Here is a 13499-nt window from a genome sequence, read left to right on the forward strand (position 1 = left end):
TGTGTAAGCACTGCTTATCCGTGAACATTGCTTATTGCGCGAGCGCTGTTTATTCGGTGACGGTCCGGCACCGATCCTTATCCTTAAACACTGCTTCTCCGTAAACGCCGTTTACGGCGTAAACACCGTTTAGGCTTCGTAGCGCAGAATCTTGGCGAGCTCGCTAGTTTCGCACCGCCGCCCGAAGAAGAAGGGCGTTTCGTGCTTCATCCAGCGCCGCGCCTGGGTGTAACGCATGGCGCGCATCAGGTCCACAATCTGGGTGGGATCTTCGGCTTCAAAGGCGAGCATCCACTCGTAATTCGACATCCCGAAGCACGCCACCGTATTGGCGAGGATCCCCTCAAATTTCGAGGCCGCCATACCGTGTTCGCGCAGGTGCACGGCGCGTTCCTTGCCGTCCATGAGGTACCAATCGGCGTGCCGCACGAAGGGGTAGGTGCACAGCCAGGTCAGCGGCTTATCGCCCACCAGGAAGGCCGGCGCGTGCATGCGGTTGAATTCCGCGGCCACGTGCACGCCGGGAACCTGCCAAGTCACATCGAGATTTTCGAAAAGCGGCGTGGTGCGCAGATCACGCATGAAATCCTGGAGCGGGGCGAGGTCCTTCCCGTGCACCCACACCATAAGATCGGCATGCTCATGCAAATTGGACAGATCGTAGAAGCCACGCAGAGTAACCTCCGGATGCGCGGCAATAACTTCATCAATGCGCGCCGTGGCATTCGAAAGATCCGCGGGGGCCGGGCTGCCGGCCGGGCGATGAACAACTGTGTAAATCGTGTATTCGGTATCAGGATGGTGGTCGCCGCCGGAGACGCTCCAGTTCGGTTCCACATCTGCGGGTCGTTGAGTCATGTTCCCCATCGTACTGTCTCCTAAGTCTTTCGTCACTTGACACGCGCAGAAAAACTGTATCAGATTTCAGAGACTGCCGATTTTCGCCCGGCCCAGCGCGGGTGGCTCCCCTCCAGTATCGCCGAGTTTCGATGCGAAAGACGATTATTTTGCGGGGCGCCGCACACGTGGGTGTCGCCATCTTGGTACGACGACGCCGCCCCGTTCCCGCTCCCCCACCCGCAAGCAGTGTTCACGTGGCGCGCGGCTGCGCCCTGAGTGTGAGCGCCGGTATCGCTCTCGAGACTGGCGTATTAGCCCTCCGCTCGCGCCTCGTATTGGCGCACCCCGGAACTCACCCCGGCGAAGCGGAAGGGTGCGGTGGTCTGGGGCGGCGTCGAAAAATCAGCGGAATCGGTGCGCAGGGCTCCGTGTAAAACTCGGTAGGTGGGGAAATCGATGGGTTCGCGCGCGGCCAGCATCGCGGCTACGCCTTCCGCATCCGCCCCGGTTTCCCGCAGTCGCTCGCGGTAGCCGGCCACCGGGATGCCGGTGAAGAATTCCGCCACCGCTCCCGAGCCGTAGGAGAAGAGCCCGATGGGAGTATCGGTCAGATCGGCCGGGTCGGTGCCGAGCAGGGAAAGAATGCCGATATAGAGGGCAGCCGTATAGGAATTGCCGATCTGGCGCCCGTAGGCGAGACCGCTTTCGATCACCTCATCGCCGCGCGGGTCACCCGTATGGGCCATGAGGCGGGCATGGGCTTTGCGTGCCATTTTCCCGAAGGGCTGGTGGTGCACGAAACGAGCCAGCTGAGCTGCGGGGATGCCGCCCTGGGCGAGGTAGTCATCATAGGCCCCGGTGAGGGCATCCATATAGGCGTCCATGGAGAGGTGGCCGTCCACCAGCGGGGTGCTGGAATCATTCGGGCGCCAGAAGTCATTAATATCCGCGGTGTAAACGCCGCTCACCGCGGGGATGGTGAGGAGGCGCGGCTCCGCGCTCACCAGGAAAGCCACGGCGCCGGCCCCTTGAGTGGGTTCCCCGGCCCCGCCCGCCGCATACCGGGCAATATCCGCGGCGATAACCAGCACTTTTTCTTTCGGGTGGCGCGCCACAATACCGAGCGCGCTTTGGAGCGCCGCGGTCCCCCCGTAGCAGGCTTCTTTCATTTCCACGGTGCGCACATGGCGCGGCAGCCCGAGAAGGGCGTGCAGGAAAACCCCGGCGGATTTCGACTGATCCACCCCGGATTCGGTGGCGAAGATGACGGTGCGGATTCCCTCCGCGCCGGTGGCGGCCAGCAGCCGCGCCCCGGCCTGGGCCCCCAGGGTGACGGCGTCCTCATCGAGGGACGGGATGCTCATATGTTCCTGACCGAGCCCCACGTGATATTTACCCACGGGCACCTCCAGGGCTTCCGCCATATCCGCGAGCGGCAGGCAGTAATGCGAGGTGGCGCAGGCCAGTGCGTCAATGCCGATATTCACTTAGTCCTCCTCACCACGTGAGCGCTGTTGACCGGCCGAGCCGCCGAGCTGCTCTGCCGGAACACCGTTCACGGAAACATCATCCACCGGAACACCGTTCACGGAAACACTGTTCACAGAAGCACTGTTGGCCGGCGCGGGTGCCCCGCCGCGTTCAAATTTACGATGCGCATGCATGAGCTCACCCGGGTTGGTTTGCGCGGCCAGCAAGGATAGTTCCCCACACAGCACGGTGGCGGCAATCATGGCCGCCAGGCGCCGGGAATTTTCCCCGGCCGGTCGGCTGCGATCCGCCAGGTCCATGCGCTCCATCACCGCTTCGATCCCGGGCAGGTCCTTGCCATTGCCCACCGTCCCCACAATGAGATGCGGGAGAGTGCAGGATACATAAAGCCCGCCTTCGCGTTCTTCCACGTGGGTAAAACCCTGGGAGCCTTCCACAATATTCGCGGCATCCTGCCCGGTGGCCAGGTAGACCGCCAGCAGCATATTGGCATAGTGGGCATTTGCGGAACGCACCGCCCCGGCGAGCGTGGAACCCACCCAATTCTTGCGGTAATTCAGCTCAGCAATCCGGTGCGCATCACTGCGCAGCCGCTTGGCGATCACCTCATCCGGAATAAAAATATCGGCGATGGTGCGCCGCCCGCGCCCCAGAATCCCATTGACGGCGGAGGGTTTCTTATCAATGCAGTAATTGCCGGAAATGGAGCCGTAGTCCAGCTCTGGGCACACCGCCAATATCGCGCCCATGAGCGCTTCGGCGGCCTGGGTGGCCATATTGTGGCCCGAGGCATCCCCGGTGGAGAATTCGAAACGCACAAAAAGCAAATTCCCCACCACTTCGGGGTGGATATCCAGCAGGCGCGCGAAGCGCGACTGCCCGGCCACCACACGCTCCCACTCGGAGCGCCGCGCCGCGATTGCCGTGACGGCGCGGAGAGCCGCCGCGGCGTCGTCGGCAATAAAAAGCACGGAACGGGACATGCGCTCATCGGCCACGCACACGCAGATGCCGCCCTCCACCATGCGCGAGACGTCCGCGCCGCGGTTGCACGAAGGCCACAGCGGTGTTTCGTACGTGGCGAGCGGGACCTCCACGGCGCCGCTGAGGACGGGGCCGGAGATGTGAATGGGGCCCACCCATTTGGTGGGGATGGGCGTGTGCGAGTCCGGGGTGATTCTCGAGTCAGTCACGCCGCTCAGTCTACCGGCTCAAAAACGAATGTCTTGAGGAAAGCGCGGGCGCGCTCAGAGGCGGGGCTGGTGAAGAAACGCTCGGGGCTATCAATTTCCACGATTTTCCCGGCGTCCATGAAGACCACGCGGTCCGCGATCGCCCGCGCGAAATTCATTTCGTGGGTGACGAGCAGCATCGTCATCCCGCCGCCGGCCAGCTCGAGGACCACATCGAGCACCTCGCGCACCATCTCCGGATCCAGCGAGGCGGTGATTTCGTCCAGGAGCAGCACCTCCGGCTCCATCATGAGCGCGCGCACAATCGCCACCCGCTGCTTTTGCCCGCCGGAAAGCTGACTGGGGCGCGCATCGGCGCGGCTCGCCAGCCCGACGCGTTCCAGCAGCGCCAGGGCACGTTCGCGCGTGGGGCCGGCGGGCGCCTTGCGCACCACCCGCGGGGCGAGGAGCAGATTCTCGAGGACGGATAGGTGCGGGAACAGTTCGTAATTCTGGAAAACCATCCCGATGCGGGCACGCGCCGCGGTCCAGTCCGTGCCCGGTTCCGCGAGGTTCTGCTCGCCGTACGAAATGCTTCCGGATTGGATATCCTCCAGTCCGTTGATGGTGCGCAGTAGCGTAGATTTACCGCATCCAGATGGGCCGACGACGACGACAACTTCGGAAGGCGCCACCTCAAGCGAGACACCTTGGAGGGCATGCACGCCATTCGGGTAGGTTTTATCAACGTCGACTAAACGCAGCGTTTGTGCATGCCCGGCCGCGCCACGCACAGCGAGCGGGCTGGGGGCGGATGCGGCGCCTAAGGCGCTCGGGCTGGTGGTGGCGGCGCCTAGGGCGTGCGAGCCGGAGGCGAGTTCAGGGTCGAGGGGCTGGGAATATGCCGGGCTTGTCATAGTGCTAGTTTCCTTTCCAAGTAGCGTGAATATGCGGAAATCGCGTAGCAGACCACGAAGTAGATGAGGAAGACCGCGCCGTAGATCCACAGGGCGGCATCCGGGTAGTCGAAACGTTCCCGGTCGATATTCGACTGGGCAACCTTGAGGATTTCGATGACGCCGATGAGGGAGACAAGCGCCGTCGTTTTAATCATGCGGGTTGTGAGATTGACGGTGAGGGGGATGAGCTGGCGGATGGCCTGCGGAAGAATCACGTGGCGCTGGAGCTGGCGGGTGGAGAGCCCCAGCGCGCGTGCCGATTCGTATTGGTGGGCGGGTACGGCGGCAATGGCGCCGCGCACCAGGTCCCCCATCTCCGCCGTCCCCCACAGGGTGAAAACGATAATCGCGGCGAGCTCGCCGGACATATCGAGGTGGAAGGTGCGAGTGGAATCGAAGTAGACGATGAAGAGGAGCACCACCTGCGGGATGATGCGCAGCACCTCCACGTAGGCGCGGGTGAGGAAACGGACCAGGCGCGAGCGCACGTCCATGACCAGGCCCAAGAGTGTGCCACATACAAGGGAGAGCGCCATCGCGATGAGGGCGATGCGCACCGAGACCCACAGTCCTTGGAAGAGGAGGGAGAGGTTCTCCGGGTCGAGGAGCGGGCGCCAGCCTTCCCCGCCGCTCGTCGGAACGGCGGGCGCGGGTGCGGAGGTGAAGCGAGCGGGCAGGGAGGCGAGGGCGCCGTGCGTCGTCGTAAAATACGCGGATACGGAAGCGAGGGTGACGTTAGCGAACGGCAGCATAGCGGCGCATCCTCCCTTCCAGCCAGCGCGCCCCGAGGGCGATGGGGAGCAGAATAATCGTGTAGCACACCGTGAGGAGGAGCAGTGCTTCCTGCGTTGTGGATTGCAGACCCATATGTTCGCGGGCCAGGTACATGAGGTCCGGAACGGCAACGACGTACACCACCGAGGTTTCCTTGATGAGGAAAATAATATTCGCGGTGAGTGCCGGCATCGCCACGGCGACGGCCTGCGGGAGCAGGACCCGGGTGAGGGCCTGGCGGCGGGTGAGCCCGAGGGCGAGGGCGGATTCGTGCTGGATGCGCGGCACCGATTCCAAGCCGGAGCGGAAAGCTTCGGCCATATAGGAGCCGCCCAGGAACGTCAGCCCGATAATCGCGCAGGTTTCCCCGGTGAGGGTGAGGCCGATTTTCGGGAGGCCGAAATAGAGGAAGAAAAGCTGAACAAGGAGCGGGGTATTGCGCGAAAGCTCGATGTAGATGGCCACGAGCTGGCGCGCGATAGGCACCCGGAAATGCGCGAGCGCCGCGCACACCCAGCCGAGGAGGAGGGAGGCGGCCACGCCAATGGCGCCGATGCGGAGCGTGACGAGCATGGCCTGCAGGTACAGGGGCCACGCTTCGCTCAGTACTGATAGATCCATGGAGTCTCCTCGCGTGAGGTTCACTCTCCCCCGGCGCGGGCCACCCGGGCGGTTAGCTGAGGCCGGGCGGTTGTTGAGCCGATTCAGGCGGCTTTTCTTGGAGCCGGGCGATTTTGGGGCCGGACGATTTTTGGTGCCGGGCGGCCCGCGCGTGAGGGAGGAGGAACTTTTAGCGAGCCCCTCCCTCAATGACGAGTTCATCGGGAGAGATCGCGGTGCCGTAAACCGGGGCGAGGGTCTGCTCGAAGTCCTTGTGGAAGAAGTTTTCCTTGCCGAGATCCACGAGGTTGTTATTGATCCAGTCGCGCAGCTCAGTATTTCCCTGCTGTACGGCGGCAGCGATGGTGGATTCTTCCCCGAAGGAGGCAATTCCGGTCACGAAATCCTTGTTCTGTTCGGTGAAGGCGAGGGCTTCGGTGTTATCCGTAATCCACACATCCCCGCGCCCGTCGGTGAGGGCATTGGTGGCCTCGGTGTACTGCTCGTACTTGGTTACCTTCCATTCCGGGTGGTTGGCGGTAATCCACGCATCCTGGCTGGTGCCCTTGACGATAATAATATTTTTATTCGCGAGCTCCGCTTCCGAACGCACCGGCTCCTTCGCGCTGGAAACGGCACCGAAGGAGACCTTCATGTAGGGGTTGGCGAAGTCTACCTGCGCGGCGCGTTCCGGAGTCACTGTGAAGTTCGCGAGGATAACATCGACTTTCCCGGACTTGAGGAATTCCACGCGCGAGGAGGCATCCACCGGGACCCACTCGACTTTGACGCCCAGGTCTTTACCGAGGCGGTCACCGTAAACGATGTCGTAGCCTTCGTAGGTGTTTTTCCCGACCAGCGAGCCAAAAGGTGCCTTGTCCGCGAAGGTGCCGATGCGAATCGAGCCGGCTTCTTTGATCTGTTCAGGGGTGCGGGCCCCCACGGTGGCGCTCGCCGCGCCGGTCCCGGAATCGGCGGCGGTGCCGGTGGCGGAGTCACCCGAGCCGGATAGATCCGGGCTGGAGCACCCGGTAAGGGCCATGGTGAACGCTGCCAGGGCGGACAGCCCGCCCAGGACGCGACGACGAATACGTGAGGTTTGTGCAATTGCCACGGTTCTTCCTTACTTGGTGTTGGGGTGACCGTGGATAATGCGGGATTTTGGGAACGAGACGCAAGGCCGTGCCACCGCGGACATCGCATTATCCACACTTGTGCTATTCCCGGGAATTGAGCGCCGGGGTACCGCTTGTCCGCGCTGGCTTATCCGAAAATGCCCGGTCTTCAGTAGGAGGGCATCTAATTATTCGGGTTCCGCTGGCGAACTAGCGACAGCAACACATGCAACACATGGGGCACATGCAGGTACGCACGCAGGCACCGCGCATCGCGGTGTGCATCTGAGTGGTCCTGTTCGCCATGGGGATTACGTTAGGCGCTCATCGCGCAGAAATCCAGTTGAGGAAAGAACCATCTCTGTGGGACATCTCATAAGGTGGTGTGGGAGTGGGGTTATGAGGGCTGGTCAGGTGCGACTGCGGTGCGGCGTTGTTCTACACAGACACAACGCTCAGACGCGGCAACCTCACGTACCCCAACAATCACAGGAGCCCCTGCGGGAGACGGCATGTTTTTCACAGATGTATTTCACGTGTCGTACGAGCGCAGTACAGTTCCGGGAAAATACCGCAGGAAACGAGTGGCGCAGCGCTATCCACTACGGACGAGTCAAAGAGAAGATGATACGACGGCCCTCAAATTACCTGTTGATCTGAACGGATCAGTCGCAATCCTTATCCGCAGATCTCGACCTTTACTACTTTTTACATCTTATACATCTTCTACTTTTATATATCTTAGGAAGGCGAGTCATTGGCCTGAGTCGTGCAGATTTAACTCGCGCTTGACACGAATTCAAGGTCGGCACAATAGCCGAGCGCGGCGTCGCGCATCTTTTCCACATCCGACTTGTCCGTCCCGGAACAAGTGGTATAGCTGACCTTGTCACCGACATCAGCGAGCGAAAGAAGGCTTTCAATGCTCACGTCGAGAGCGACCGAGAGCTGATAAAGAACAGCTCCCTCAACATCACCCATCCCAGATTCAAGCTTCACTACGGCATCGAGCGGAAGCTGCGCCATTGCCGCAAGTGCTTCGCGCGTAAGTCCCTGGTGAGTGCGATATTTTTTAACCTGCTGGCCTACCGACAGGGTGTAATCATTCACCAACTCCATCGTTAACCTCCTCGTTAGTACTGCATCACTGATATCTAAAATAATGCGGAGCGTAGCCCGTCAATAGTCGGCAGCCTGGGACGTACTCAAATGCAAGACACCTGTTCCTCACAGTTTTTGAGCACATGGCCAGTGTCGAGTAGTTGTGAAAACTTGGGCGCGAAATATGGGGAGATGCATGACGGTCAGAGTTGAGCGTTGAGTGCCCTTTTTTGATAAAGATAAGCACGCAGATTCAACTCGCACCTGACAATGAATTAGGCAACAAGCGGATTAATACTCTCAACTTCAGATGCGTCAAAAGAGAGAATGTCAAAATCGCGCTGTAAATTCACCCAAAACTGCGGAGTTGTCCCGAGAGCCTTCGATAACCTAAACGCCATCGAAACACTGATAGAACGCTTACCGGAAATAATCTCCCCAATGGACGTTTGCGACGCCCCGATAGTCTTGGCGAGGCGGTAAGGCGTGATCCCCAAAGGCTCAAGAAATTCTTCTTTCAGAATCTCGCCCGGGGTCGAAAGATACTGGTTAGTGGTAGTCACGGAAATGGACATCGTAAGCCTCCTGTGCTTCATTATCCCAGCGGAACACAACCCGCCATTGATTATTCACGCGGATACTCCAATACCCGCGGAGATTACCCGAAAGCGCCTCAAGCCGGTTTCCCGGCGGCTGGCGAAGATCGTGCACAGTCCTCGCAGCGTTCAGCATCTGCAAGCGCCGGGTAAGTTGCTTTTGCAAACCGGCCGGATAACGCCTTGGGTAGGGGCCTCCCAGGAAGAAAGCGTACAGATCAGGGTCACGTACTCTCACCCCTCAATACTAACGCCACCCGAGAGTATTAGCAATACTATATGCCTGTTGCATTGCGCGAAGTATTATGCGTTCGTTCACGCCGCGCATACGCCTCAAGATCGACGCCGCGCAGCCGGGCCCGTTCGGCCAGCTCCCCGGTAATAAGCACCTGGCATTGCCGTGCCGCACTGACCGTCTGCGCCCCGAGCAGCGCCAGCAGCGCGCGCACCTGATCCCGCCAGGAACGCAAACCGGCCACAGCAGCTTCCTCCCCCTGAACCGCCAGCTCAAGGAATTGGCGAGCCACACCGGCCGCACGCGCCCCCAAAATAAGCGAACGGACAACATCCAAAGGAGTGCGCACCCCGCCCGAAGCTAGCAGGTCAAGCCGGCTTCCTGCCTCCGCCTCAAGCAGGCACAGCGCGGCAGACTGCCCGAAGCCCGCTAAATACGAGTATTCACGCGCTTCCCGCCGGGAATTTTCAATGCGGGCGAAATCCGTGCCGCCCACTCCCCCGACGTCGACCACCTGCACCCCAAGATCCGCGAGCACACGTTGCGTTTCCTGCGAAATCCCGAATCCCACTTCTTTGACGATCACCGGTACGCCGGCCTGCGCCACAATCTCCTCCACCGAGGCGCGCCAACCGGAAAACTCCCGCTCGCCTTCCGGCATAACAATTTCTTGCCCGGCATTGAGATGCAGCTGGAGGGCATCCGCGTCCAGAAGCTCCACCACGCGCCGAGCATCCGCGCCGCTACGTCCCACCCCAATATTGCCCATAACGAAACCGCGCGGATTTTCTTCCCGAATCACAGTAAAAGACGAAGCCGTAGCCGGATCATCAAGGGCCACCGAGGCCGATCCGCTCGCCATCGGCACGCCCACTTCCCGCGCCGCGATCGCCAGCACCCGGTTAATGCGCCCGGTCGCTTCCGTCCCGCCGGTCATCCCGTTGATATAGAAAGGCAGCGGCCACGTGAAGGGCCCGACCTGCGTGGACAAGTCCACCGCGGCGACGTCGCACGCGCCAAGCGCGTGATGAACCGGCGCCACGCAATCAAAATCATTACGGCGGATCTCCTGAGCCCGCGCGAGGGCCACATGCTCGTCCTTGCGCGCCGCCCGGGAAGTATCCTGCTGAGCACCGGCTCCATCGCCCATACCGCGCGAACCGCTAGCCCCAGCCGCGCCGGCAGCGTTCACCGCGCTCATCCTTCCACCACCGCGAGGTTCAGCGGTTCGACGCCGCCCGCGCGCCAACCCCGATACACCGCGTCTTTATCCACATCGCTTCCCACCAGGGCGATCCCGCAGTCACCCCCGCCAGCTCCGGATGATTTGGCAGCTCCCCCCAGCTCGGCGGCGACGTCGCATAAATGAGTCAGGCGCTCGGTTTCGATGGTGATACCCGAGCTGGCGCCCAGCTGGCGCAGGAGCCGGCGCGCGGCGGTGATCTCCGCGCCGATGCGTCCACCGGTGCGCAATTGGGTGGCCAGGCGTTCCACCACGTCCTCGTATTCGTCCAGGAATCCGGGGAAGTAGGCGCCGCGCGAGCGGGCCTGCACCCCGGAAACCAGGTGCTCGGTGGAAGCGGGCAGGCCCGTCCAGCCCACCAGGAGTTCTTCACGGGCGGGAGCGGGCAGTGATTCCACCGCCCACGGATCCCAGGCCGGGGCACTCAGAGTCTCGGTCACGCTGTGGTTGCGCGCGTATTCGCTCAAGCCCGCGCGGTCCGGGGAGCGGTAGTAGACCCAGCCTCGGTAGGTGGAAGCAGCAATATCCCCGCCCGAAGCGCGCGGGGCCCGCTCCAGAACGGAAAGCAGCGCAACCTTGTAGCGTTCCTCCAGGGTGAGTTTGAGATCGTAAAAACGATTGAGCACATCCACGATAGCCACCGTCACCGCGGCCGAGGAACCCAAGCCGTATTTGCGGCCGTCCTCTTCGACCAGGCCGGAGGTGATATCGAGGTTGTAGTGGCGGGCCTCCAAGCCGCGTTCGCTGCGCAGCGCTTCCACGGTGCGGATGGCGTTGGCGGCGTAATCGGAGCCGATATCGTCAAAAACAGGGAGGGCATTTTCGTGGCGCCAGTAGAGGGGTGCGAAACCGTTGCCGTGCGAACGCACCAGGCCGGAGCCTTCCGCCGGGCTAAGAACAACGTCAATAAAACGGTTCACAGCGATGAGGATTGCCGGCCGGCCGGCTTCCACCACGGCGTACTCCCCCGCGATGTAGAGCTTGCCCGGCGCATTGGCGTGGATGCGCGCGGATGACTGCTCTGTATCTGCTCCGTTCACGCTATCTGCCCTGCTCAAGCTACCTGCTTCGCTCACAACACCTCCCGTGTTCTTCCCACGTTCCTTCGGCAACTGTAACGCACCGCGTGGCTGCTCTCACGCCGGCGGCTTAGGACACCGCGCGGTGTGACTCCGGTTCCGCTACCAGGTAAGCACCGTTCCCCGCGTGAGCAATGTTTACTTTGCCGAGGGCTTCGGCGTGGCGTGCCACTTCAGCGGCGAGCTCGGGGCGGGTCAGGAGCACCACATTCGGGCCGGCATCCGCGGTGGCATACACATCCAGTCCCACGCCGCGCAGGGTACGGGCCAGCTCAAAAACGCGCCAGGATGCGGACGTTAGGTAATGAATGGGCGGGTCGGAGCTCATAATGAGGGCGTGCATGCGCAGCGCGGATAGCTCGGTGAGTTCGCCGATGCGCCGCATATCCCCCGCCTTGCAGGCCTCCACCATCTGCGCGGCCATCTCACGAGTGGATTCCACCCAGCCGCGGTAGTACGGCGAGGTAGCGCGGGTGGTGACCATAGCTTCCCGGGAAGTGATTTTCTTGTGAGCAGTGTTTAATACCACGGAGACCATGGCCAGCGGCGGGGCCGGGATTTCTTCAGCGAAAGATTCTTCATCTGTTCCGGCATGCCAGAGCGCCACCCCGCTAATAACGGAACGCGAAGCCGATCCCGAACCGCGCCGAGCCAGGCGAGAGAGGTGAGCGGTGTTTACACCCATCCCGTATTCGGTGGTGGCCGCGAGCGCCAGGGCCGCGAATCCGGAAGCTGAGGAGGCCATCCCGGCGCCGGTTGGAGCTTCGTTGTCGCTGATGACCAGTAGTTTTTCGCTGCGCCCGGCCTGTGCGCGGATAACATCGAGCACCCGCTCTACCCGGCTAAGCGCCTTTTCGCTCGCTTCGTGGCCGTTGAGAATGAGTCGGTCACGCTGGGCGGTGGGGGCGAGGCGGGCTGTCGTCGTCGTCGGAAAAATATCGAGGGTAAGGGAAACGGAAGGTGCGGCGGGAAGCATGAGATCGTCATCCGCTTTCCCCCAGTATTTGATGAGGGCAATATTCGGGTGGGCGCGCGCGGTGCTCATTTGCTGGCCTCCACCCAGGTGGACCAGGCGTTTGCCGCGCCCGCCGCGCTCAGCGCCGCTGCGATGTCTTTCGCGTGAACACTGTTCTCTGCCAGGGCGATAACGCAACCGCCAATCCCGCCGCCGGTCATCTTCGCGCCGAGCGCCCCGGCGCCGTGAGCAGCGTTTACCATGGTGTCCAGTTCCGGGGAGGAGACGCCGAGCTGCGCGAGCGTGGCGTGGGCGCGCCACATATTCTCCCCCATGCTCGCCCAGTCTCCTGTTGCGAGCTGCATTTCCGCGTCCGCCGCGTATCCGGCCAGGCGTGCAACCAGGGCCTCCACTTTGGCCGGGAACTTTTCGCGCAGCTCACGCACCGAACCGACGGCCTGCCGGGTAGCGCCGGGCACCCCGGAATCACCGATAACCACGTGGAGGGGGCGCGCCACGATGAGGGGCGTGACGTCCGGGCGCTGGAATTTAATAACAGTATCGGCGACGACGCCGTGGGCATCCATGCCGGAAGGGCGCCCGTGGGCCACCCGTTCCGCTACCTGGATGAGGAGGAAACGCTCGGCGGACGAGAGGTGCACTCCCGCGGCGTCGGCGATGGCCGAAACGATCGCGGCAGCGACCGCGGCCGAGGAACCCAGCCCGCGCTCGTAAGGAATATCGGAATAAATGGTGACGTGGGCGGAGCTGCCCGGGGCCACGAAATCGAGGCCGGCGTCAATAGCGGCAACCACGGGGCTCAGGCGCTCCGGGGCAGTGGCGGCCGGGCCGCGATAAAGTTCGGAACTGATGGTTGATTCGCCGGTGGTGATGGTGGCGTTGGCGATGACGGGAAGTACGTGGACGGGTAGGGAAATGGCCGGGGCGCCGTAGACCACGGCATGTTCGCCGAATAGGATCGCCTTGCCGTGCGCGCGGCCGACCCCGATGCGTACCTTGGGGATACGGGTTTGGGTATCGAACGCGAAGGATTGCGATTGGCTCAACTGTGCGGCTCCTTGTCACGGCCGCGAGCGGCCTACCTGTACTTGCCCTGGCTGCGCGGGGCACGGCTCCGCGCTGGTCATTCCCCTATGGTACCGAGAATTTGGTGGCGTGACGGTGAGGATAGCGCGCGCCACGTTTTCGGCGGTGCGCTGAGCCTTATAGAACAACCGCCAAAAACGGCATTGCGCCGATAGGCCGGGCTAATAGACAAATGGTGGGTCTTATACCGGGAGTTTGCCCTGTCATACCAACGAAAAGTCGGCCTTATTGA

The 13499-nt window shown here is 62.1% G+C and carries 14 protein-coding genes; all 14 read right to left on the reverse strand.

Annotation, left to right across the window (positions count from 1 at the left end):
* Positions 1-129 precede the first annotated feature (129 nt).
* Positions 130-858, reverse strand: coding sequence for a hydrogen peroxide-dependent heme synthase (gene hemQ / locus ACRQFC_RS07765; RefSeq protein WP_284897071.1), 729 nt, complete (start codon positions 856-858; stop codon positions 130-132).
* A 293-nt stretch (positions 859-1151) separates the two neighbouring features.
* Complete coding sequence (locus ACRQFC_RS07770) at positions 1152-2327, reverse strand: hydroxymethylglutaryl-CoA synthase (RefSeq protein WP_284897073.1); 1176 nt, start codon at positions 2325-2327, stop codon at positions 1152-1154.
* The gene (locus ACRQFC_RS07775) at positions 2328-3524 is read right to left on the reverse strand and encodes a hydroxymethylglutaryl-coenzyme A reductase family protein (RefSeq protein ID WP_284897075.1); all 1197 of its coding nucleotides are present in this window, start codon (positions 3522-3524) and stop codon (positions 2328-2330) included. It lies immediately after the preceding gene.
* Positions 3525-3529: 5 nt separating this feature from the next.
* A complete protein-coding gene (locus ACRQFC_RS07780; RefSeq protein WP_234984529.1) occupies positions 3530-4420 on the reverse strand; it encodes an amino acid ABC transporter ATP-binding protein in 891 nt (296 codons plus the stop codon).
* Positions 4417-5214 (reverse strand): amino acid ABC transporter permease, encoded by a 798-nt coding sequence (locus tag ACRQFC_RS07785; protein WP_284897077.1) that lies wholly within the window; start codon positions 5212-5214, stop codon positions 4417-4419. Before ACRQFC_RS07785 ends, ACRQFC_RS07780 begins: the two co-directional genes overlap by 4 nt.
* The gene (locus tag ACRQFC_RS07790; RefSeq protein WP_087071066.1) at positions 5198-5857 is read right to left on the reverse strand and encodes an amino acid ABC transporter permease; all 660 of its coding nucleotides are present in this window, start codon (positions 5855-5857) and stop codon (positions 5198-5200) included. Before ACRQFC_RS07790 ends, ACRQFC_RS07785 begins: the two co-directional genes overlap by 17 nt.
* Before the next feature lie 169 nt (positions 5858-6026).
* Positions 6027-6950: a transporter substrate-binding domain-containing protein gene (locus ACRQFC_RS07795; protein ID WP_087071067.1), complete on the reverse strand. Its 924-nt coding sequence runs from the start codon at positions 6948-6950 to the stop codon at positions 6027-6029.
* A 778-nt stretch (positions 6951-7728) separates the two neighbouring features.
* Positions 7729-8070: a helix-turn-helix domain-containing protein gene (locus ACRQFC_RS07800; RefSeq protein WP_087071068.1), complete on the reverse strand. Its 342-nt coding sequence runs from the start codon at positions 8068-8070 to the stop codon at positions 7729-7731.
* Positions 8071-8327: 257 nt separating this feature from the next.
* Positions 8328-8627, reverse strand: coding sequence for a HigA family addiction module antitoxin (locus ACRQFC_RS07805; RefSeq protein WP_087071069.1), 300 nt, complete (start codon positions 8625-8627; stop codon positions 8328-8330).
* Positions 8602-8886, reverse strand: coding sequence for a type II toxin-antitoxin system RelE/ParE family toxin (locus ACRQFC_RS07810; protein ID WP_087071070.1), 285 nt, complete (start codon positions 8884-8886; stop codon positions 8602-8604). The genes ACRQFC_RS07805 and ACRQFC_RS07810 overlap by 26 nt, the downstream gene beginning before the upstream one ends.
* Positions 8887-8923: 37 nt before the next feature.
* Positions 8924-10084 (reverse strand): type 2 isopentenyl-diphosphate Delta-isomerase, encoded by a 1161-nt coding sequence (fni, locus tag ACRQFC_RS07815; protein WP_087071071.1) that lies wholly within the window; start codon positions 10082-10084, stop codon positions 8924-8926.
* The gene (locus tag ACRQFC_RS07820; RefSeq protein ID WP_234984531.1) at positions 10081-11202 is read right to left on the reverse strand and encodes a phosphomevalonate kinase; all 1122 of its coding nucleotides are present in this window, start codon (positions 11200-11202) and stop codon (positions 10081-10083) included. The genes fni and ACRQFC_RS07820 overlap by 4 nt, the downstream gene beginning before the upstream one ends.
* A gap of 73 nt (positions 11203-11275) precedes the next feature.
* Entirely contained in the window at positions 11276-12250 is a 975-nt protein-coding gene (gene mvaD, locus ACRQFC_RS07825) for a diphosphomevalonate decarboxylase (RefSeq protein WP_087071072.1), read from the reverse strand.
* A complete protein-coding gene (gene mvk, locus ACRQFC_RS07830) occupies positions 12247-13227 on the reverse strand; it encodes a mevalonate kinase (protein ID WP_087071073.1) in 981 nt (326 codons plus the stop codon). Before mvk ends, mvaD begins: the two co-directional genes overlap by 4 nt.
* Positions 13228-13499 lie beyond the last annotated feature (272 nt).

Origin of the sequence: Actinotignum inguinis (assembly GCF_051265835.1) — a bacterium.
Taxonomy (GTDB): Bacteria; Actinomycetota; Actinomycetes; order Actinomycetales; family Actinomycetaceae; genus Actinotignum; species Actinotignum timonense.